This is a genomic window from Telluribacter sp., from assembly GCF_035998675.1.
In the GTDB taxonomy this organism is placed as follows: Bacteria; Bacteroidota; Bacteroidia; order Cytophagales; family Spirosomataceae; genus Telluribacter.
The window spans coordinates 501990-521347 of sequence record NZ_DASYHI010000024.1; the positions used below are offsets into that span (position 1 = coordinate 501990).

General features: G+C 47.3%; 29 protein-coding genes. 27 read left to right on the forward strand and 2 right to left on the reverse strand.

Features of this window, described 5'->3' with window-relative positions:
* The first annotated feature begins 7 nt into the window (after positions 1–7).
* From rpsQ to carA, 21 genes are all read left to right on the forward strand, one after another.
* A complete protein-coding gene (gene rpsQ / locus VGN67_RS23870) occupies positions 8–271 on the forward strand; it encodes a 30S ribosomal protein S17 (RefSeq protein ID WP_327489964.1) in 264 nt (87 codons plus the stop codon).
* A gap of 2 nt (positions 272–273) precedes the next feature.
* The gene (gene rplN, locus VGN67_RS23875; RefSeq protein ID WP_138365934.1) at positions 274–642 is read left to right on the forward strand and encodes a 50S ribosomal protein L14; all 369 of its coding nucleotides are present in this window, start codon (positions 274–276) and stop codon (positions 640–642) included.
* A gap of 48 nt (positions 643–690) precedes the next feature.
* Positions 691–1029: a 50S ribosomal protein L24 gene (gene rplX, locus VGN67_RS23880; RefSeq protein WP_327489970.1), complete on the forward strand. Its 339-nt coding sequence runs from the start codon at positions 691–693 to the stop codon at positions 1027–1029.
* A 70-nt stretch (positions 1030–1099) separates the two neighbouring features.
* A complete protein-coding gene (rplE, locus tag VGN67_RS23885; RefSeq protein WP_327489973.1) occupies positions 1100–1660 on the forward strand; it encodes a 50S ribosomal protein L5 in 561 nt (186 codons plus the stop codon).
* Positions 1661–1688: 28 nt separating this feature from the next.
* Positions 1689–1958, forward strand: coding sequence for a 30S ribosomal protein S14 (gene rpsN, locus VGN67_RS23890; RefSeq protein ID WP_327489975.1), 270 nt, complete (start codon positions 1689–1691; stop codon positions 1956–1958).
* Between the two features lie 74 nt (positions 1959–2032).
* Complete coding sequence (gene rpsH / locus VGN67_RS23895; RefSeq protein WP_327489977.1) at positions 2033–2431, forward strand: 30S ribosomal protein S8; 399 nt, start codon at positions 2033–2035, stop codon at positions 2429–2431.
* 20 nt (positions 2432–2451) lie between these two features.
* Positions 2452–3009, forward strand: a complete 558-nt coding sequence (gene rplF, locus VGN67_RS23900) for a 50S ribosomal protein L6 (RefSeq protein WP_327489979.1) — start codon at positions 2452–2454, stop codon at positions 3007–3009.
* 51 nt (positions 3010–3060) lie between these two features.
* On the forward strand, positions 3061–3414 hold the full coding sequence (rplR, locus tag VGN67_RS23905) for a 50S ribosomal protein L18 (RefSeq protein ID WP_327489981.1): 354 nt from the start codon (positions 3061–3063) through the stop codon (positions 3412–3414).
* Between the two features lie 14 nt (positions 3415–3428).
* Positions 3429–3944, forward strand: coding sequence for a 30S ribosomal protein S5 (gene rpsE / locus VGN67_RS23910; protein ID WP_207504237.1), 516 nt, complete (start codon positions 3429–3431; stop codon positions 3942–3944).
* A gap of 41 nt (positions 3945–3985) precedes the next feature.
* Positions 3986–4165, forward strand: a complete 180-nt coding sequence (rpmD, locus tag VGN67_RS23915) for a 50S ribosomal protein L30 (protein WP_327489984.1) — start codon at positions 3986–3988, stop codon at positions 4163–4165.
* A gap of 14 nt (positions 4166–4179) precedes the next feature.
* On the forward strand, positions 4180–4626 hold the full coding sequence (rplO, locus tag VGN67_RS23920) for a 50S ribosomal protein L15 (RefSeq protein ID WP_327489986.1): 447 nt from the start codon (positions 4180–4182) through the stop codon (positions 4624–4626).
* 62 nt (positions 4627–4688) lie between these two features.
* Positions 4689–6002, forward strand: a complete 1314-nt coding sequence (gene secY, locus VGN67_RS23925; RefSeq protein ID WP_327489988.1) for a preprotein translocase subunit SecY — start codon at positions 4689–4691, stop codon at positions 6000–6002.
* A 4-nt stretch (positions 6003–6006) separates the two neighbouring features.
* Positions 6007–6801 (forward strand): type I methionyl aminopeptidase, encoded by a 795-nt coding sequence (gene map / locus VGN67_RS23930; protein ID WP_327489990.1) that lies wholly within the window; start codon positions 6007–6009, stop codon positions 6799–6801.
* Positions 6802–6822: 21 nt separating this feature from the next.
* Entirely contained in the window at positions 6823–7041 is a 219-nt protein-coding gene (gene infA / locus VGN67_RS23935) for a translation initiation factor IF-1 (protein WP_207504242.1), read from the forward strand.
* 49 nt (positions 7042–7090) lie between these two features.
* Positions 7091–7207 (forward strand): 50S ribosomal protein L36, encoded by a 117-nt coding sequence (gene rpmJ / locus VGN67_RS23940; protein ID WP_090341197.1) that lies wholly within the window; start codon positions 7091–7093, stop codon positions 7205–7207.
* A gap of 6 nt (positions 7208–7213) precedes the next feature.
* The gene (gene rpsM / locus VGN67_RS23945; protein ID WP_327490005.1) at positions 7214–7591 is read left to right on the forward strand and encodes a 30S ribosomal protein S13; all 378 of its coding nucleotides are present in this window, start codon (positions 7214–7216) and stop codon (positions 7589–7591) included.
* Positions 7592–7642: 51 nt separating this feature from the next.
* Entirely contained in the window at positions 7643–8041 is a 399-nt protein-coding gene (gene rpsK, locus VGN67_RS23950) for a 30S ribosomal protein S11 (RefSeq protein ID WP_327490007.1), read from the forward strand.
* Positions 8042–8130: 89 nt separating this feature from the next.
* On the forward strand, positions 8131–8736 hold the full coding sequence (gene rpsD / locus VGN67_RS23955; protein WP_327490009.1) for a 30S ribosomal protein S4: 606 nt from the start codon (positions 8131–8133) through the stop codon (positions 8734–8736).
* A gap of 132 nt (positions 8737–8868) precedes the next feature.
* Positions 8869–9858, forward strand: coding sequence for a DNA-directed RNA polymerase subunit alpha (locus tag VGN67_RS23960; protein ID WP_327490011.1), 990 nt, complete (start codon positions 8869–8871; stop codon positions 9856–9858).
* Between the two features lie 159 nt (positions 9859–10017).
* Complete coding sequence (rplQ, locus tag VGN67_RS23965) at positions 10018–10578, forward strand: 50S ribosomal protein L17 (protein WP_414717364.1); 561 nt, start codon at positions 10018–10020, stop codon at positions 10576–10578.
* 133 nt (positions 10579–10711) lie between these two features.
* The gene (gene carA / locus VGN67_RS23970) at positions 10712–11818 is read left to right on the forward strand and encodes a glutamine-hydrolyzing carbamoyl-phosphate synthase small subunit (protein ID WP_327490015.1); all 1107 of its coding nucleotides are present in this window, start codon (positions 10712–10714) and stop codon (positions 11816–11818) included.
* Positions 11819–11946: 128 nt separating this feature from the next.
* Here the strand turns inward: carA and VGN67_RS23975 are convergent, their stop codons facing one another.
* The gene (locus VGN67_RS23975) at positions 11947–12393 is read right to left on the reverse strand and encodes a hypothetical protein (RefSeq protein ID WP_327490017.1); all 447 of its coding nucleotides are present in this window, start codon (positions 12391–12393) and stop codon (positions 11947–11949) included.
* A 68-nt stretch (positions 12394–12461) separates the two neighbouring features.
* Positions 12462–13166 (reverse strand): thioredoxin domain-containing protein, encoded by a 705-nt coding sequence (locus tag VGN67_RS23980; RefSeq protein WP_327490019.1) that lies wholly within the window; start codon positions 13164–13166, stop codon positions 12462–12464.
* Positions 13167–13289: 123 nt separating this feature from the next.
* Between VGN67_RS23980 and eno the strand changes: the two genes are divergently transcribed.
* From eno to VGN67_RS24010, 6 genes are all read left to right on the forward strand, one after another.
* A complete protein-coding gene (gene eno, locus VGN67_RS23985) occupies positions 13290–14561 on the forward strand; it encodes a phosphopyruvate hydratase (protein WP_327490021.1) in 1272 nt (423 codons plus the stop codon).
* 60 nt (positions 14562–14621) lie between these two features.
* Positions 14622–14969: an FtsB family cell division protein gene (locus tag VGN67_RS23990; RefSeq protein ID WP_327490023.1), complete on the forward strand. Its 348-nt coding sequence runs from the start codon at positions 14622–14624 to the stop codon at positions 14967–14969.
* 54 nt (positions 14970–15023) lie between these two features.
* A complete protein-coding gene (locus tag VGN67_RS23995; RefSeq protein WP_327490025.1) occupies positions 15024–15515 on the forward strand; it encodes a low molecular weight protein-tyrosine-phosphatase in 492 nt (163 codons plus the stop codon).
* Positions 15516–15518: 3 nt separating this feature from the next.
* Positions 15519–17045 (forward strand): 2,3-bisphosphoglycerate-independent phosphoglycerate mutase, encoded by a 1527-nt coding sequence (gene gpmI, locus VGN67_RS24000; RefSeq protein ID WP_327490027.1) that lies wholly within the window; start codon positions 15519–15521, stop codon positions 17043–17045.
* Positions 17046–17116: 71 nt separating this feature from the next.
* Entirely contained in the window at positions 17117–17689 is a 573-nt protein-coding gene (locus VGN67_RS24005) for a hypothetical protein (RefSeq protein WP_327490029.1), read from the forward strand.
* A gap of 43 nt (positions 17690–17732) precedes the next feature.
* Positions 17733–19244, forward strand: a complete 1512-nt coding sequence (locus VGN67_RS24010; RefSeq protein ID WP_327490031.1) for a M28 family peptidase — start codon at positions 17733–17735, stop codon at positions 19242–19244.
* Positions 19245–19358 lie beyond the last annotated feature (114 nt).

Sequence of the window (19358 nt, forward strand, 5' to 3'; positions counted from 1 at the left end):
AGAAATCATGGAGGAATTAAACAGAAATCTGCGTAAAGAAAGAGTCGGCCGCGTAGTGAGCAATAAGATGGAAAAATCTTGTGTCATTACGGTCGAGCGTAAAGTTAAGCACCCAATGTACGGTAAGTTTATGAGTAAAACTTCCAAACTCATGGTGCATGACGAGAATAACCAGTGTGGCATCGGCGATACGATCCGCGTAATGGAAACCCGTCCGCTTAGTAAGAATAAGCGTTGGAGATTAATTGAAATCCTTGAAAGAGCGAAGTAATCATGGTACAGCAAGAATCAAGACTGTCCGTAGCTGACAACAGCGGCGCCAAAGAAGTACTCGTTATCAGGGTACTTGGTGGTACCGGAAAGCGTTACGCTTCGGTGGGCGATAAGATCGTCGTAACAGTAAAAGCAGCGCTTTCTTCCAGCAATATGAAGAAAGGTACAGTATCCAAAGCCGTAGTAGTACGGACAAAAAAAGAAGTACGCCGCAAGGATGGAACCTACATCCGTTTCGAAGACAATGCCGCGGTTCTTCTTAATAACAATGACGAACCCCGCGGTACCCGTATTTTTGGGCCGGTAGCTCGCGAGCTGCGCGAAAAGCAGTTCATGAAGATCGTATCATTGGCTCCGGAAGTACTTTAATCCTGCCAGTGAACCGTAGTTCTTTGAACCGATATAGAATTCAGAAAAATGGAAAAGAAGAATAACAAGAAGCCCAAATTGCATATCCGTACGGGCGATACCGTAATGGTTATCTCCGGTAACTCGAAAGGCAAAACGGGACAGGTTAAGACAATGCTGATAGAGAAACAGCGCGCTTTGGTGGAAGGTGTGAATATGATTACCAAACACATGAAGCCTAATGCCCAGAATCCTCAGGGAAGCATTGAAAAGACCGAAGGATCTATCCACATCAGTAATCTGATGGTAGTTGATCCCGCTACTGGTGAGCCAACGCGCATTGGTCGCAAACTGAACGATAAAGGTAAGTTGCAGCGTTTCTCCAAAAAGAACGGTAACTTAATCTAGTACCACAGTATTCGAATAAATTATATATAAGTAAGGTGGGTCGGAAATCCACTCTAACTGTAAGCTTCTAATGGCAACTCCAAGATTAAAAGAAAAGTACCACAATGAAGTGGTGTCTCAACTGAGAGACAAATTTCAGTACAAATCAGTAATGCAAGTTCCCCGCCTGACTAAAATAGTCATTAACAAAGGTATAGGAGCCGCAGTAGCTGACAAGAAATTGGTTGATACAGGAGTAGAAGAGCTAAGCCTTATTACAGGTCAGAAAGCAATCGCTACTATTTCCAAGAAAGCTGTATCAAACTTTAAACTACGCGAAAATATGCCTATCGGGGCAAAAGTAACGCTTCGCGGAGAGCGTATGTATGAATTCCTTGACCGCTTAACTGCCATTGCCATGCCACGTGTGCGTGACTTCCGTGGAATTAGCGACAAAGGATTCGATGGACGTGGTAACTACACATTTGGTGTAAAAGAGCAGATTATCTTTCCCGAGATCAGCATTGAAAAAGTAAACAAAATCTCAGGTATGGATATCACTTTTGTTACCTCTACTAATTCGGATGAAGAAAGCTACGAATTGCTCAAAGCACTTGGTATGCCCTTCACGAATGCGAATAAACAAGTATAGTTCGTAGAAAGAAAGATATCACTGAAAAATGGCAAAAGAATCAGTAAAAGCACGGGAAAGAAAAAGACAACGGCTTGTAACCAAGTACGCCGATAAGCGTGCAAAATTGAAAGAAGCCGGAGACTGGGTCGGTCTTGACAAATTACCCCGTAACTCCTCGCCTGTACGCCTGCACAATCGCTGCAAGATTACTGGGCGCCCCCGCGGATACATGCGCAAGTTTGGTATCTCAAGGGTAACTTTCCGCGAGTTAGCTTCGGAAGGTAAAATACCGGGTATCACTAAGGCAAGTTGGTAAGACCCTTTCAATTCTGATTTCAATTACTTAACTTTGCACGCCTTTTTGGGGGGTGCTTAAACAAGTCACAAAAAATGGTAACGGATCCCATAGCAGACTATCTGACTAGAATCAGAAACGCCATCAAGGCGAAGCACCGGGTTGTTGAGATACCTGCTTCCAACATAAAGAAAGAAATTACAAAGGTATTGTATGACAAAGGATACATTCAGAGCTACAAATTTGATGAGATTGGTCCCCAGGGACTCATCAAAATAGCTTTGAAATACAATCCTGTCACCAGACAGTCAGCAATTGTAAAGCTTCAGCGTGTGAGTAAGCCAGGTCTTCGCAAATATTCAGGTGCTACTACAGTCCCTCGTGTATTGAGCGGCCTGGGTACAGTAATCCTTTCAACTTCGAAAGGTGTAATGACCGATAAAGAAGCACGCTCGCTCAACGTTGGTGGAGAAGTGTTGTGTTTCGTGTACTAAAATAATTAAGTGCTAAGGCAATGTCACGAATAGGAAAAAAAATCATAGAACTACCCGCAGGTGTATCAGTAACAGTTGCTGATGACAATGTGGTGTCGGTGAAAGGTCCCAAAGGTACACTGACTCAGACAGTTGATGCTGATATGACAGTGGAGGTTGAGGATAATGTGGTAAAGGTATCACGTCCAAGCGAGCAAAAGCGCCACAAGGCCATGCACGGACTGTACCGCTCACTGATCAACAACATGGTGATTGGTGTAAGCACCGGATACAAGAGAGAATTGGAAATTATCGGGGTAGGTTACAAGGCCAGCGCTACTAATAATATCCTTGAACTCAACTTGGGTTTCTCTCACAACATATTTATGGCTGTGCCTGATGAAATCAAAGTAGCCACTGTTACTGAAAAAGGTCAGAACCCAAAGGTTATTCTGGAAGGTATTGACAAAGAGTTGATAGGTGTAGTAGCTGCTAAAATCAAGTCACTGCGTAAAGTGGAGCCTTACAAAGGTAAAGGTATTCGTTTCACGGGTGAAGTGGTACGCCGCAAAGCCGGTAAGTCAGCTTCTAAGAAATAAGGCCAACTTACGGTATAAATTATTTGTAATACTATTAGATAGAACAATAAAATGGCGACTGCAAAAACCGACAGAAGACAACGCCTCAAATATCATATCCGCAAGAAAGTGCAGGGTACCAGCGAACGTCCGCGTTTGTCCGTATTCCGGTCTAACACTAAAATCTCCGCGCAAATTATTGATGATGAGAAAGGCGTAACTTTAGCAAGCGCTTCTTCGCTGGAACTTGGCGAGAAGAAATGGAATACAAACGTTGAAGCTGCACAGGAAGTGGGTAAGAAAATTGCCGAAAAGGCACAAACAGCCGGTGTATCAGCGGTAGTATTTGACCGTAATGGTTACCTGTACCACGGGAAAGTTAAAGCATTGGCCGAAGGAGCCCGCGAGGGTGGTCTCAAATTCTAAGATAGAAGAAAACGATGTCTAATCATACAAGACCTGCGAAGGTAAACGAATCAGAACTGAAGGAGCGTGTGGTTGCTATCAACCGCGTTGCCAAAGTAGTAAAAGGTGGCCGCCGCTTTAGTTTCTCCGCCATAGTAGTGGTAGGTGACGGAAAAGGGGTAGTAGGCTACGGACTTGGTAAAGCCAACGAAGTAACCGACGCAATCGCCAAGGGTATTGATGACGCTAAGAAAAACCTGGTGCAGGTACCTTTGCTCAAAACCACAGTCCCTCACGAAATGGAAGGCAAATTCAGCGGTGGGTATGTCCTGATTAAGCCAGCTGCGCCTGGTACAGGTGTAATCGCTGGTGGTGCGATGCGTGCAGTGCTGGAGGCAGCCGGAATCCATGACGTATTAGCGAAATCCAAAGGATCGTCTAACCCGCATAACGTGGTAAAAGCTACTGTAGATGCCCTCTTGAAAATGCGTGCACCTCACCAGATAGCTTTCCAACGCGGTGTTAAGTTGGAGAAAGTGTTTAACGGGTAAAACCAGGTCCAACATAGGTAGACCTCTAATCACAAGAAACCATGTCAAAAGTACGTATAACCCAGATCAAGAGTACCATTGATCGTCCTGAGAACCAAAAGCGGACTATCAAAGCGCTTGGGTTGGGAAAAATCAACCGTGCGGTTGAAAAAGAAAATTCTGACGCCATTGCGGGTATGATCCGTAAGGTGAGTCACCTGGTTAAAGTAGAAGAAATTTAAAAAGTAATACAGCTATGAATCTTAGTTCATTAAAGCCGGCAGCTGGTTCTGTTCGTGAAAGAAAGCGGGTAGGTCGCGGAACGGGTTCTGGAAGAGGAGGTACCTCAACGCGTGGACACAAAGGTGCTCAGTCGCGCTCAGGTTATAGCCAAAAACGTGCTTTTGAAGGTGGTCAAATGCCTATCCAACGCCGTCTTCCAAAGTTCGGTTTCAATAATATCAATCGTGTTGAGTACAAAGCTATCAACCTGGATGCTATCCAGGCGCTGGTTGAAAAAACCGGTGCAACGGTAGTGGATGTTGAATTGCTGCGTAATAATGGTCTTATCAGCAAGAAAGACCTTGTTAAGGTGCTTAACCGGGGAGAAATAACCACCGCCGTAGAAGTACAGGCGCATGGTTTTTCGGGTACCGCGGCTGAGGCAATCGAAAAGGCTGGGGGGAAAGCAATTAAGTTGTAATCCTGTTGGTAACTCGCTAACTTTATAGTTTGAATAACTACAGGTAATACAAGCCTCGCAACATGAAACGATTTATCGATACAATAAAAAATATATTTTCAATTGAGGAGTTGAGAACCCGTATTCTCAACACTCTTTTGTTTATTACGATATTCCGTTTGGGGTCATTCGTTGTGCTTCCTGGCATTGAGCCGGATCGCATGAATTTTGCTTCACAAGGACTATTAGGACTACTTGATACCTTCCTGGGAGGGGCATTTAGTAAGGCATCCATTTTTGCCTTAGGGATTATGCCTTACATCTCCGCGTCAATCGCCATTCAGCTGTTGACCATGGCGTTGCCGTACTTCCAGAAAATGCAGAAGGAAGGTGAATCAGGACGCAAGAAGCTCAACCAGATTACCCGTGTTCTGACTATAGTTGTGACCTTTGCCCAAGGGCTAACGTATTTAAAGACCACGGTACCCGATGAGGCCCTGCTGGTTTCACGCAGCATCTTTACGGTATCCTCTATCTTTATCCTTATTGCCGGTACCATGTTCTGTGTGTGGTTGGGAGAGCGGATTACCGATAAGGGCGTAGGAAACGGAATATCCATGCTTATCATGATTGGGATTGTATCCAGATTTCCCGGTGCTATCCTGAAAGAATTCTCTTCCAGAGGAAGCGGACAAATCCTGATCTTCGTATTGGAACTGGTAGCGCTGTACTTTGTAATCATGGGGGCGGTTATGCTAACCCAGGCCGTGCGCCGGGTACCTATCCAGTATGCCAAACAGGTGGTGGGTAATCGGGTCATGGGGGGGCAACGTCAGTACCTGCCTTTAAAGGTAAATGCGGCGGGCGTAATGCCTATCATATTTGCCCAGGCCCTGATGTTCATACCTTCGTTGGTTGCCTCTCTTTTTGCCGAAACAAGTGATTTTGCAAGTAACGTGGCAACCATATTTGCCAACTATACAACTTGGCAGTATAACCTGTTGTTTGCATTCCTGATTATTGTATTTACGTTTTTCTATACTGCTATTTCTGTTAACCCACAGCAAATAGCCGACGACATGAAACGCGGAGGAGGCTTTGTGCCGGGTGTAAAGCCGGGCCAGCAAACTTCTGAATACATCAGTTCCATACTTGACCGTATTACTTTCCCGGGTGCTATCATGCTGGCCGTAGTTGCCATCCTGCCTGCTATCGCGAGCTTGTTAGGGATGACCAGTGATTTTGCTCAGTTCTTTGGTGGTACTTCTTTGTTGATTATGGTGGGGGTTGTACTGGATACGCTGCAGCAAATTGAAAGTTACCTACTGATGCGTCGTTACGAAGGCTTGATGAAATCAGGTCGGGTTAAAGGAAGAACCGAAAGCGTAGCAGTTTGAGACCATGGTCTACCTGAAAACAGATCAGGAAATAGATCTAATAAAGGAAAGTGCGCAGGTACTTGGTAAGGCACACGCCGAGGTAGCCAAATGGGTGAAGCCAGGTGTAACAACCAGGCAACTTGACAAAGTTGCGGAAGAGTTTATCCGGGACAACGCAGGTATACCTTCCTTTAAAGGTTATAATAAGTTTCCGGCCTCTTTGTGTATTTCGGTTAATGAAACAGTAGTACACGGAATACCCAGCGGATACGAATTACGTGATGGTGATATTGTATCTATTGATTGCGGGGTGAAGCTAAATGGTTACCACAGCGACAGTGCCTATACCTATCCGGTAGGTGAAATATCGGCGGAGGTGATGCAACTACTTGTCAGAACGAAACAGGCTCTGTACCTGGGAATTGAGAAAGCAGTTGACGGATTTCGTATAGGTGATGTTGGGTTTGCCATTCAGAGCTACGTGGAGGAGCAAGGGTATTCGGTAGTGCGGGAGCTGGTTGGTCATGGAGTTGGTAAAAACCTGCATGAGAGTCCGGAAGTACCTAACTACGGTAAGAAAGGCAAGGGAACGAAACTGAAAGAAGGTATGGTTATAGCTATTGAGCCAATGATCAACCTTGGACATAAAGCAGTGGTTCAGGAACGCGATGGATGGACTATCCGGACTTCTGACCGTAAGCCATCGGCCCATTTCGAACATACGGTAGCCGTACGCAGAGGTAAGGCAGAGATACTAACCACCTTTGAGTACATTGAACAAGTTACCGCTAACACCAGTTTGATGGTGAACGCATAAAATCGACAGATTTAAATACGAATGGCAAAACAAGCATCCATAGAGCAGGACGGAGTTATAGTTGAAGCATTATCCAATGCTATGTTTCGTGTACAGTTGGAAAATAAGCACGAAGTAATAGCCCACATTTCCGGTAAGATGAGAATGCACTACATCAAGATTCTTCCCGGTGACCGTGTTAAATTAGAGATGTCTCCTTATGACTTATCCAAGGCTCGTATAGTGTATCGCTATAAATAGGTTTGTTGGCGAGAAATCGCTCAGGTTTTACTCGAAAATTCCCAATAAAATGAAAGTTAAAGCATCAGTAAAAAAACGCAGTGTTGACTGCAAAGTGATCCGCCGGAAAGGTAAGGTCTATGTAATTAACAAAAAGAATCCTCGGTACAAACAAAGACAAGGATAATTTATTATGGCACGTATTGCAGGAGTTGATATTCCCGATCGGAAAAGGGGTGAAATAGCCCTCACGTACATTTATGGCATTGGCCGTAGCGCTGCCCGCCGAATTCTTGATAAGGCTGGCATTGACGCTGATAAGAAAGTGCTGGATTGGTCAGATGATGAATCAGGCGCAATTCGCTCAATTATCGCCAGTGAATTTAAGGTAGAAGGTGCTCTGAAGTCAGAAGTACAGCTAAGCATCAAACGCTTGATGGATATTGCTTCTTACCGTGGGCTTCGTCACCGCAAAGGACTTCCGTTGCGCGGACAGAGAACAAAGAACAACTCACGTACTCGTAAGGGTAAGCGTAAGACTGTTGCGAACAAGAAGAAGGCTACGAAATAAAAAATGAGGAGCGGATTCTTGTCCGTAACTTGATCATAGAGCAATAGCAAAATGGCACAGAATAATAAAAGAAAAGACAAAGCTAAGAAAAGAGTAGTGGTGGTAGAGCCTACCGGCCAGGTCCACATCAAAGCTACTTTTAACAACATCATTATCTCAATTACCAATAGCAACGGCCAGGTTATCTCCTGGGCTTCGGCGGGTAAAATGGGCTTCCGGGGTTCTAAAAAGAATACCCCCTATGCTGCACAAACTGCTGCGCAAAACTGCGCTCAGGTAGCATTTGACCTGGGAATGCGCAAAGCTGAGGTATTTGTTAAAGGTCCGGGTTCAGGACGTGAATCAGCAATTCGTACCATTCAGAATGCAGGTATTGAAGTAACCTCCATCAGAGATATTACGCCGCTACCTCACAATGGATGCCGTCCTCCCAAACGCAGAAGAGTATAATTTTTAATTTTTAGTTGGTGTTCAATTCGTAATTTGGGAACTGGGGTTATGGAATTGGCATCAACAGTACTACCATCCAAAAATATATAATGGCACGTTACACAGGTCCCAAGTCAAAAATTTCAAGACGCTACGGTGAGCCCATCATGGGGCCCAGCAAAGCACTAAGTAAGAAAAACTACCCTCCGGGTATGCATGGTAAAGGACGTCGATCTAAGAAGTCCGAATATGCCCTGCAGCTGATGGAGAAGCAAAAAGTGAAGTATATTTACGGAATCCTGGAAAGACAATTCCGTAATTTGTTCCAGCGCGCTACTGTAAAGGAAGGTATCACCGGGGAGAATTTGCTTAAGTACTGCGAAGCTCGCCTCGACAACACTGTATACCGCCTGGGTATAGCTCCTACTCGTCGTGCGGCTCGTCAACTGGTTAACCATAAGCACGTTATGGTAGATGGCGAGATTGTGAACATTCCTTCGTACTCTCTGCGTCCGGGACAGGCTATTTCGGTACGCGAAAAGTCTAAATCTTTGGAAGCCGTGACAGACAGCCTGTCTGGTCACAGCTCTAAGAGATATACCTGGCTGGAATGGGATGGACAGCAAATGGCCGGAAAGTTTGTGACTTATCCGGAGCGCGACCAAATCCCTGAAAACATTAGCGAGCAGCTCATCGTCGAGTTGTACTCTAAGTAATAATCTTCATCTACATACGCCCCGGCCCGTCCGGGGCATCCTTGTACCCCTACATGGGGGAACCGTTTGCGATCGCAAAGGTAACGATGGCCTGATCAACCATCATTTACTACAAATAAAGGAGCAAAGACTATGTCAATATTAGCTTTCCAAATGCCTGATAAAGTCGTAATGGAAAAAGCCGACGACTTTCACGGGTTGTTTGAGTTTAAGCCATTGGAGAAAGGCTATGGTGTAACCATCGGAAACGCGTTACGTCGTATACTGCTTTCTTCTCTGGAAGGATACGCCATTACGAGCGTGAAGTTCCCTGGTGTACTTCACGAATTTTCAACCATTGAAGGTATCGTTGAGGATGTTACTGAAATCATCCTGAACCTAAAAATGGTACGATTCAAAAAAGTATCAGATTTAGTAGAAAACCGTATCGTTGTTAATCTGAAGAACGCTTCAGTGGTAACCGCAGGCGATATCGGAAAATTCACCACTTCATTCGAAATCCTGAATCCCGATCAGGTGATTTGTCACATTGACGATCAGAAAGAATTCGAAATGGAGCTTATTCTGGATAAAGGCCGGGGCTATGTACCCGCAGATGAGCCACGCGCTACCGAACTTCCCTTTGGGCATATTGCGATGGACTCTATCTATACCCCCATCAAGAATGTAAAATATAGCGTTGAAAATACGCGTGTTGAGCAACGTACTGATTACGAGCGCCTACTGATTGATATTCAGACTGATGGATCCATTCATCCGGAAGAGGCTCTGAAAGGTGCTGCCAATATTCTGATTCAGCACTTCATGCTCTTCTCGGATCAGACAATGACCTTTGAGAAGCAGAAGGCCGAAGAAGACAACCAGGTTGACGAGGAAATGCTGCGTATGCGTAAGCTTCTGAAGACTTCACTGGCTGAGCTTGACCTTTCGGTGCGTGCTTACAACTGTCTGAAATCAGCTGATGTGAAAACATTGGGTGACCTGGTAAGACTGGAAATCTCTGACATGATGAAGTTCCGTAACTTTGGTAAGAAATCACTTACTGAGCTGGAACAACTCGTATCGGAGAAAGGCCTTACCTTCGGCATGGATGTAGCCAAGTACCGTCTGGAAGAGGATTGATTTAAATAGTAGTTAAAAAGAGTTACCATTCTTGAGCGCGGTCAAACGCAGCTCGAATCGGACCGCCGAAGCGGCAAAACAAACCAAAAAATGAGACACGGAAAAAAAGACAATCATCTGGGAAGAACAGCATCGCACCGGCGTGCAATGTTATCAAACATGGCTTCTTCACTGATTTTGCACAAGCGTATAGAAACTACGCTGGCCAAAGCAAAAGAACTGAGAAAATATGTTGAGCCCCTGCTAACACGCTCGAAAGATGATTCAACGCATAGTCGCCGCATAGTTTTCTCTTATCTGAACGATAAGGATTCGGTAAAAGAACTATTCAATGTAGTATCCGATAAAATTGCGGACCGCCCGGGTGGCTATACGCGTATTATCAAGCTGGGTACCCGCCAGGGTGATGCTGCTGAAACCTGCCTGATTGAGCTGGTAGATTTCAACGAAGCGCTACTGCTCACCGAAGCTGATAAAACAACGAAGACCCGTCGTAGCCGTCGTGGTGGTAAGAAATCAGGAGCTGCTTCTGAAAGTACTGCACCAGCAGAGGATGCAGCGCCTGCCGCTAAGGCAGCACCGGCTGTAACTGACGAAGCACCGGCAGCAGCAGAAGAAGCTTCGGGAGCCGACGCTCCGGGAGCCGACGCTCCGGGAGCCGACGCTCCGGCTGATGATGTTAAACCAGCTTCTGATGAAACAGAAGAAACCGAAAAATAAAATGAACGATTAGTTATTAAAAAGGGGTTAGACGTTTACGTTTGACCCCTTTTTTTGCGCGTAATTAATTAATTTTGAATCTGGAACTGAGGGGGAATGCCTCATTATTCTTCTAAAAACTTAAAAGCATAAAATGAATCAATCAAAAGAAGCTCTGCTACTACTCGAAGACGGAACGGCATATCGTGGACTTGCTCTTGGTATGAAAGGCACTACCGGAGGTGAAATTTGCTTTAATACGGGTATGACGGGCTATCAGGAGATTTATACTGATCCTTCCTACTACGGGCAAATTATCGTTAATACTACCTCCCATATCGGGAACTACGGCGTGCAGCTGGAACTGGAGGAAGAGTCTGATAATGTAAAAATTAGCGGAATGGTATGTAATACCTTTTCTAATGTGTACTCGCGGTACACGGCAGATTTTTCTTTGCAGGAGTACTTTGAGCGGGCGAAGGTAGTAGGAATCAGTAATGTTGATACCCGCCACCTGGTACGCCACGTTCGGGAAAAGGGAGTAATGAACGCCATTATTTCATCCGAGATTCTGGATGAGAAAGAGCTGATGAAAGAGCTCCAGAAAGTACCTTCCATGGAAGGCCTTGAGTTGTCATCAGTCATAAGTACGCACGAACCATTTTATTTGGGCAATGAGGCCGAAAGCCGCTGGCGGGTAGCTGTCATGGATTACGGTATTAAGAAAAGCATTCTTAAAAACCTGACCCAGCGCGGCTGCTACTGTAAGGTATTTCCGGCCCAGACCTCCTTCGCCGAGGTTATGGCCTGGAATCCGGATGGTTTCTTTATCTCCAATGGCCCGGGTGACCCGGCAGCCATGGTGTACGCAGTAGATAATGTTCGTAAAATGGTAGATACCCACAAGCCGCTGTTCGGGATATGCCTTGGACATCAGCTGCTGGCTCAGGCGAGTGATATTTCTACCTATAAGATGCACAACGGCCACCGGGGCCTGAACCACCCGGTCAAAAACCTGATAACGGGCCTTTGCGAGATTACCTCCCAAAACCATGGTTTCGCGGTGAGTCCGGACGAAATCCGGGATCATGCGGATGTTGAGGTGACGCACCTTAACCTCAACGACAAAACCATTGAAGGAATTCGTCGTAAGGATCGTCCCGCGTTTTCGGTACAGTACCATCCGGAGGCCGCTCCCGGTCCGCACGATTCAAGGTACCTGTTTGATGAATTTACCAGGCTACTGGCTGAGGCAGAGTAATTCTGCGGAAGTATTTACCAATAAAAAGACTCCGATGATCATTTGTTCGTCGGAGTCTTTGTTTATTCTGGCAGTAAGCTCAAAAGTTTCAACGGGATGGGGAAGTTGATAATAGAATCAATCAATTCTCATTGGAAAGAAATACGTAAGGGCATAGTATATTTCACTCGAATAGGGCGACCGTCAATCGAACCAGGCCTCCAGTTCGGCATGGAAGAAAACATCCTGCGAATCTCCGTGTCAACCTCATTGTGAGCTTTTATTTTTAAGGCTTCGTCAGCTTTTTTACTGTAAAAAGCCATTCTACCATAATTCAGCGAGTCAACTATTACCCTTCCATCCTGATCAACGATCATGGTTACTAACACAGAACCCTGGTAAAGTGACTTTCCCGCAGAGGCCGGCGTTTTAAATTTTTTGCTGATATACTTAAAGAATTCCTGAACTCCCCCTGGGTATTCGGGTATAACATCTGCCACAGCAGTATCAGGTACAGAGGCAAATGTCTGTGCTTTCAGTGCGGAAAAAGGAAGTAAAAGTAGTAAGTAAATAAAAGCAAAATGCGAGGCAGCCATAGGTGTACTTAGAGGGGATGATTTACCCTGTAAGTATAATAAAAGTAAAGCTAATAATCGGAATGGACTCACAGATTCGCTTCAAGTACCTGCCTGAACTCCTTCTCGGGCATAAGGCCCATTCCCCGCCATAGTAACTTTCCGTTCTTATAGAGCAGGAATACCGGAATCTCGTCAACCCCCAGTTGCCGCGCCAGGGCCTTGTTCTGGTCGTAGTTAATGGTTTCAATCGTAGCTTTTCCCTCGTATTCCTTGGTTAATTTTTTGATGGAAGGCATCATTTGCTTGCAGGGAGCACACCAGGGAGCATAGAAATCTATCAGGACAGGTTTATTGGAAGAAATCAATTTGGCAAAAGCTTCTTCACTAATGGCATCTTTGGGGGTAGTTCCCGCCGTAGCGGCCGTCACAGTATTACCCGCCGCCGACCATTTTAAATAACCTCCCTGCATATCATATACCTCTTTGAAGCCCTGCTCTACCAGCTTCTGAGCCGCCGCCGCGCTACGTCCACCCGACAGGCAGTATACATATATAGGTTTAGTTTTATCCAGATTATTGATTTCTTTCGCAAAGGCTTCGTTTCTGAAGTCCATGTTGATAGCCTGAGGGAGATGTCCCTGAGTATACTCAGCCGGAGTACGGACATCCAGAAGTTGGGCCCCGGAAGTAGAACCAAGCTGCTGACTGAATTGAGCTACCTCCAGCTTCGTCTGGGCGTATCCGGCCGATGCAACAAGGAGAAGAGCGAATAGGCTTACTAGTTTTTTCATAGCAATAGCTTTAAAAGCAGTATGTAATTTTTCAAAACCGGATTAACTCGGCGGTTCCCGAAATTTTGCGTTATTTTGTGCTGTTAAAATTAACCATTAATTCAATCAAACCCAACGCTGCACATGAGTACTATCCAGTCAGTACACGCAAGACAAATCCTGGATTCAAGAGGAAATCCCACCGTAGAAGTGGACGTTCGTACCGAGAATGGCTTTGTGGGCCGGGCGGCTGTACCTTCGGGTGCTTCAACCGGAAAACACGAGGCGGTCGAACTTCGTGATGAGGATGACAAGGTATACGTAGGTAAAGGGGTTTTAAAAGCCGTAGAAAACGTTAACGATATTATATATCCCGAGCTAATAGGTTTGTCTGTATATGAGCAGAACCTGATTGACAAAATCATGCTCGAGCTGGATGGTACGCCTAACAAAAGTAAGCTGGGAGCTAACGCCGTACTTGGGGTGTCGCTGGCAGTAGCCAAAGCGGCCGCTCAGGAAGCGGGTATGTCGCTGTTCCGGTACGTGGGTGGTACCAACGCCAACACGCTGCCCGTGCCGATGATGAATATCCTGAACGGAGGTAGCCACGCCGACAACTCCATCGACTTCCAGGAGTTTATGATTATGCCGGCCAAGGCTGACACTTTCTCCCAGTCTCTGCGCATGGGGGTTGAGGTTTTCCATACGCTGAAGAAAGTACTGAAGAGCAAAGGGTACTCTACTAACGTAGGTGACGAAGGTGGATTTGCGCCTAATATCAAGTCAAACGAGGAAGCTATCGAAATCGTAATCCAGGCTATCGAGAAAGCGGGTTATAAGCCCGGCGAAGAGATATTCATCGCGATGGATGCCGCTACGTCCGAGTTCTACGAGAACGGTACCTACCACTTCAAAAAATCAGACGGACGTAAGCTAAGTTCGGCTGAAATGGCCGGCTACTGGACCGAGTGGGTCAACAAGTACCCTATTATCTCCATCGAAGACGGTATGGACGAAGACGACTGGGATGGCTGGAAGTCACTGACCGACTCAGTTGGAAGTAAGTGTCAACTGGTAGGAGACGACTTGTTCGTAACGAATGTAACGCGTTTACAGCAGGGTATCGATCAGCAAATTGCCAATTCAATCCTGATAAAGGTAAATCAGATTGGCTCGCTTACCGAAACGATCAACGCTGTGAATCTGGCGAAGCGCCATAGTTATAAGAGTGTTATGTCTCACCGCTCCGGCGAAACCGAAGATGCTACCATCGCGGATTTGGCCGTTGCGCTGAACACTGGTCAAATCAAAACCGGTTCGGCTTCCCGTTCGGACCGTATGGCCAAGTACAACCAGCTGCTTCGCATTGAGGAGGAACTGGGTGAAACCGCCTACTTCCCTGGTTTGAAGTTTTGATTGTCCCGACTATTTTTTACGAACCGGAGCCTGGTGCTCCGGTTTTTGTCCATTATAGCTATGAATGATACATCCCCATATAGCAGATGGTACCGCTGGCTACGGTTGCTGCGCCAGTTTTACACGGGCAGCTTTGTCGTATGGCTGGTCTGGATTCTTTTCATAGATGATAATAACGTGAGGGTGGTGTGGTCGAACTACCAGAAGATGCAGGAGCTGGAAGAAGAAAAAGAGTACTATCAGGAAAAAATAACCCAGGTAAAGAAAGAAAGGGACGAGGTATTTGGAAACAGGAAGCTGCTCGAAAAGTGGGCCCGTGAGAAGTACCTGATGCGAAAGCCCACCGAAGATGTGTACGTTATTGTGGATGAGAACAATCAGCCCATTGAAAGCCGCAAAAGCGAGTAATATGGAGTACCTTTGCCCCCGGAATTGAGTATCTGCTGCAAACATTAACCCTACGTGATCAACGTACTATTTGTCTGTTTAGGAAATATCTGCCGTTCCCCCGTAGCGGAGGGCGTATTCAGGGACCTGGTTGAGAAGCGGGGACTTCAGAATGCCATCCGCTGCGACTCGGCCGGAACTTCGTCCTACCACATAGGTACATTGCCCGACCGCCGCATAAGCCAGATTGCGCGGCAGCGGGGCCTGGAGCTCACCCACTGCGCCCGCAAGCTGAGCGGAGACGACTTCTACCAGTTTGACTACATACTGGCTATGGATGAGTCAAATTTTGAGGACATCCGTAACGTAAGCTACCGCAGCAGCGGATTTTATTTTCCCGAAGGACAACTATACCTGTACCGCGAATTTGACCAGCTGGCCGGTGAAGTACTTACCGTTCCGGACCCTTATTACGAAGATATTGCCGCATTTGAAGATGTGTACGAAATAGTAGAACGCTGTGGACAAAACTTCCTTGATTTTTTAGTAGAAAAGCATCAATTGTAAAAAATGAGCAAAAAAGTAATCTTAATTATCATGGATGGGTGGGGCATAGCTACCCAAACCGAGCGTTCAGCCGTAGATGCCGCCAATGTACCTTTTTACAGGAGTATGCTGGAAAAGTACCCCCACAGCCGTTTGGCCGCCAGTGGACTCGCCGTAGGCCTGCCCGACGGGCAAATGGGAAACTCGGAGGTAGGTCATACCAACCTGGGAGCCGGTCGGGTGGTATATCAGGATCTGGTAAAGGTGAATAAAGCCGTGGAGGAGGGTACCTTAGCCCAGGAACCCGCACTAAAGGAAGCATTTGACTACGCCCGGTCAAACAACAAGAAGGTACACTTCATTGGTTTGGTGTCGGACGGTGGCGTTCACTCCCATATAAATCACGTAAAAGGCTTGTGCAGTATTGCCCAGAGTGCGGGTCTTTCGCAGGTATATGTACACGCCTTTACGGATGGCCGCGACACCGACCCCCGCAGCGGCCTGGGCTTTCTTTCGGAGTTGCAGCAGCACCTGAACAATACCACCGGCCAGATCGCCAGCATCACCGGCCGCTACTACGCCATGGACCGCGACAAGCGCTGGGAACGGGTTAAGCTGGCTTACGATGCCATGGTACATGGCGTTGGCCGCCACGTCGGCAGCCAAAGTCTGCTGGAAGCGGTGAAGGAGTCTTACCAGGAAGGTACCACCGATGAATTCATTAACCCGATTATTGCGGTACATCCGGACGGTACGCCCGTAGCGTGTATAGAGGAAGGGGACGTAGTACTTTGCTTTAACTTCCGGACCGACCGGGGCCGGGAAATTACCCAGGCACTGACGCAGCAGGATTTCATTGAGCAGAATATGCATAAGCTGAACCTGTACTATATTACCATGACCAACTACGACGATACGTTTGCCAAGGTTCAGGTTATTTTTGATAAAGATAATTTGAACAATACGCTGGGTGAGGTCCTTGAAAAGGCCGGTAAAAAGCAGATTCGCATCGCTGAGACCGAGAAGTACCCACACGTCACCTTCTTCTTCTCGGGGGGGCGCGAGCAACCTTTCGAAGGCGAAGCCCGCCTGTTGTGCCCGTCGCCCAAAGTAGCAACCTATGACCTTCAGCCCGAAATGTCGGCCTATGACATACGCGACGCTATTGTACCTGAGCTGGAAAAAGAAGAGGTAGACTTTGTGTGTCTGAACTTTGCCAACCCGGATATGGTAGGCCATACGGGTGTGTTTGAAGCGGCCATAAAAGCCTGCGAAACGGTCGATGCCTGTACCCAGGCCGTAGTGACAACGGGCCTTGAGCACGGCTACACCTCTATTATCATTGCTGACCACGGCAACTCCGACTACATGATCAACGATGACGGCAGCCCCAACACGGCCCATTCGCTGAACCTGGTTCCCTGTATTCTGGTTGATAACGAGTTCAATAGTAGCATTAAAGACGGAAAGCTGGCCGACATTGCACCGACTATTCTGGACTTAATGGGGCTGGCGAAACCCGCCGAAATGACGGGCGAAAGCTTAGTATAAACTATAGAGAACTAACTCTTGTTAGCCGTGTCAGAGAGCCGCTACGGCTCTCTGACTTTTTTATTTTGAAAATGAAAAGAATAGTCAACCTCTCCGCTTTCCTTTTTACAGTCCTTATTTCCGCCTGCCAGTCGCCCGGTACCAGCCAGCAGCAGCAGCCGAAGGTGTACTATGATGTGGCCGGATTTGTGGCCGGACAAATTGAGTTGCTTTCTCAGCAGCGCCCGGCCGTAACCAAAGCTATGCAGGTAGACGGCGAAAAGGAGCAGCGGACTACCCAGGAAGTGGACTGGGCCCGGGAGCTGGAGTTGTTCCTGCAGGCCGATATCAATAAGCCCGCCTATAGGCTTAGCTACCTTACCACCCGCCCTGACTCCCTAACCTACGAATACCGCGTACGGAAGGAGGAGGACCTGCCGGTCAGGTACCTGCGGGTAAAGCTTAATACCTTCGACGGAAACCCCGAAGAAATAGAAGCCCGGATATTTACGGAAAACAGATTGTACCAGTCAGAAAAAACGCTTCTGTTGCGTAGCGGGCAGGTAGGAGGTACCTGGCGGGTACTGTCGTACCAAATCAAAGGTTTTCAGGAGCTGGCCATAGCCGAGCGGAAACCGTTTGCCATTCGGGGCGAAATTTTGTGATTACACCAGCACTACTACTCTATAACTTTAACCCAGCCTGACTATGCGTCGAACTATTCTCCTGACCGGACTCAGCTTAGTACTATCGCTCTCCTCTTTCGCCCAGCAGCCGAAGGAACTGCCGGTATTTAGTCTTTCCAGGGACGTGGCCGAAGCTCACCTGCGCTTTCTGGCGTCGGATGAACTGATGGGCCGCCGTACCGGCGAAATGGGCAACCGGGTAGCCGCCCGGTACCTGGCCGAGCAGTTTCGTAAGTACGGAGCTACTCCCGTACCCGGACAAAGTACCTACTATCAGGCCGTACCACTCAATAAGGTAGGGGCCAGTGGGAAAGGCGAACTAACCGTCAACAATGAAACCCTCCGCAACGGCGACGACTGGATGCTGATGGCGGGCGATGCAGGCACCGTGTCGGCACCGGTGGTGTATGCCGGGTACGGTCTGGAAGATGCCGCCAAAGGCTGGGAAGACTACAAAGGCCTTGATGTAAAAGGAAAGGTAGTGCTGGTACAGAGCGGCTCCCCCGAAAACCAGACTCCCGCCGAGATTATTGCAACTTCTACCCAAAAACGACAAATAGCCGCCGCCAGGGGAGCGGTAGCTGTAGTGGAGCTTTTTAATGCCACCATTCCCTGGAATATGGTGAACAAGTACTTTGCCGGCGAACAGATAGCCCTGTCCCAGAACACTACCGCTGGTACCTCGCCTTCGCTGCCGCACCTTTGGGTCAATGGCAAGGAAGCCAAATTGACCAAATTACTACGCTCGGCTACCAGCTTCCGGCTTAGTACGGAGGGGCGCAAAAGCGAGCCAATCGTGAGTCACAACGTAGCCGCTTACATTGAAGGAAGTGATCCCAAATTAAAAGACGAATATATTCTGCTGACCGCCCACTACGACCACGTAGGTGTAGGTAAGCAGGGAGGGCAACCTTATACTGCCGGGGACAGCATCTTTAATGGCGCCCGTGACAATGCCTTTGGCTGCGTGGCTCTGTTATCCGCTGCGGAGGCACTGGCTAAGACCCCCCCAAAGCGGTCAGTACTCATCGTAGCAGTAACAGGAGAGGAATTAGGGCTGCTGGGAAGTCGTTATTACGCAAGTAACCCATTGTTACCACTTAACAAATGTATCTTTAACCTGAACTCCGACGGCGCCGGCTACAACGACACCAGTGCTGTGTCGGTAATTGGTTTGAATCGTACGGGAGCCCGGTCGGAGATAGAAGTGGCGGCCAAAGCGTTTGGCCTGGATGTAGTGGCAGACCCCTCACCGGAGCAGGGGCTGTTTGACCGGTCTGACAACGTAAACTTTGCGCTGAAAGGTATTCCTGCTCCTACGTTTGCTCCCGGTTTCCGCAAGTTTGACCAGGATCTTATGAAGTATTATCACCAGGCATCGGATAACCCGGACACGGTTGATTTTGGTTATTTACTTAAATTTTCGCAGGCTTATACCTATGCCACCCGCCTTATTGCTGACCGCCCTACGGCTCCTCAATGGACCTCAGGAGACAAATATGAAGAGGCGGCACGAAATTTATACGTTAAATAAATAGAAAACTTTTTTTACAATAATGTGTCAGAAGGTGCCGTTCCTTCACCGTAACCAACCAACAAAGGCTTGTGAGAGAAACATGTACGCTTTTTCTAAACTATGTTCAACCTA

Bases quoted from the DNA above. Each gene is read 5' to 3' on its own strand.
- rpsQ (WP_327489964.1), top strand. From the start codon at position 8: ATGGAGGAATTAAACAGAAATCTGCGTAAAGAAAGAGTCGGCCGCGTA.
- rplN (WP_138365934.1), top strand. From the start codon at position 274: ATGGTACAGCAAGAATCAAGACTGTCCGTAGCTGACAACAGCGGCGCC.
- rplX (WP_327489970.1), top strand. From the start codon at position 691: ATGGAAAAGAAGAATAACAAGAAGCCCAAATTGCATATCCGTACGGGC.
- rplE (WP_327489973.1), top strand. From the start codon at position 1,100: ATGGCAACTCCAAGATTAAAAGAAAAGTACCACAATGAAGTGGTGTCT.
- rpsN (WP_327489975.1), top strand. From the start codon at position 1,689: ATGGCAAAAGAATCAGTAAAAGCACGGGAAAGAAAAAGACAACGGCTT.
- rpsH (WP_327489977.1), top strand. From the start codon at position 2,033: ATGGTAACGGATCCCATAGCAGACTATCTGACTAGAATCAGAAACGCC.
- rplF (WP_327489979.1), top strand. From the start codon at position 2,452: ATGTCACGAATAGGAAAAAAAATCATAGAACTACCCGCAGGTGTATCA.
- rplR (WP_327489981.1), top strand. From the start codon at position 3,061: ATGGCGACTGCAAAAACCGACAGAAGACAACGCCTCAAATATCATATC.
- rpsE (WP_207504237.1), top strand. From the start codon at position 3,429: ATGTCTAATCATACAAGACCTGCGAAGGTAAACGAATCAGAACTGAAG.
- rpmD (WP_327489984.1), top strand. From the start codon at position 3,986: ATGTCAAAAGTACGTATAACCCAGATCAAGAGTACCATTGATCGTCCT.
- rplO (WP_327489986.1), top strand. From the start codon at position 4,180: ATGAATCTTAGTTCATTAAAGCCGGCAGCTGGTTCTGTTCGTGAAAGA.
- secY (WP_327489988.1), top strand. From the start codon at position 4,689: ATGAAACGATTTATCGATACAATAAAAAATATATTTTCAATTGAGGAG.
- map (WP_327489990.1), top strand. From the start codon at position 6,007: ATGGTCTACCTGAAAACAGATCAGGAAATAGATCTAATAAAGGAAAGT.
- infA (WP_207504242.1), top strand. From the start codon at position 6,823: ATGGCAAAACAAGCATCCATAGAGCAGGACGGAGTTATAGTTGAAGCA.
- rpmJ (WP_090341197.1), top strand. From the start codon at position 7,091: ATGAAAGTTAAAGCATCAGTAAAAAAACGCAGTGTTGACTGCAAAGTG.
- rpsM (WP_327490005.1), top strand. From the start codon at position 7,214: ATGGCACGTATTGCAGGAGTTGATATTCCCGATCGGAAAAGGGGTGAA.
- rpsK (WP_327490007.1), top strand. From the start codon at position 7,643: ATGGCACAGAATAATAAAAGAAAAGACAAAGCTAAGAAAAGAGTAGTG.
- rpsD (WP_327490009.1), top strand. From the start codon at position 8,131: ATGGCACGTTACACAGGTCCCAAGTCAAAAATTTCAAGACGCTACGGT.
- VGN67_RS23960 (WP_327490011.1), top strand. From the start codon at position 8,869: ATGTCAATATTAGCTTTCCAAATGCCTGATAAAGTCGTAATGGAAAAA.
- rplQ (WP_414717364.1), top strand. From the start codon at position 10,018: ATGGCTTCTTCACTGATTTTGCACAAGCGTATAGAAACTACGCTGGCC.
- carA (WP_327490015.1), top strand. From the start codon at position 10,712: ATGAATCAATCAAAAGAAGCTCTGCTACTACTCGAAGACGGAACGGCA.
- VGN67_RS23975 (WP_327490017.1), bottom strand. From the start codon at position 12,393: ATGGCTGCCTCGCATTTTGCTTTTATTTACTTACTACTTTTACTTCCT.
- VGN67_RS23980 (WP_327490019.1), bottom strand. From the start codon at position 13,166: ATGAAAAAACTAGTAAGCCTATTCGCTCTTCTCCTTGTTGCATCGGCC.
- eno (WP_327490021.1), top strand. From the start codon at position 13,290: ATGAGTACTATCCAGTCAGTACACGCAAGACAAATCCTGGATTCAAGA.
- VGN67_RS23990 (WP_327490023.1), top strand. From the start codon at position 14,622: ATGAATGATACATCCCCATATAGCAGATGGTACCGCTGGCTACGGTTG.
- gpmI (WP_327490027.1), top strand. From the start codon at position 15,519: ATGAGCAAAAAAGTAATCTTAATTATCATGGATGGGTGGGGCATAGCT.
- VGN67_RS24005 (WP_327490029.1), top strand. From the start codon at position 17,117: ATGAAAAGAATAGTCAACCTCTCCGCTTTCCTTTTTACAGTCCTTATT.
- VGN67_RS24010 (WP_327490031.1), top strand. From the start codon at position 17,733: ATGCGTCGAACTATTCTCCTGACCGGACTCAGCTTAGTACTATCGCTC.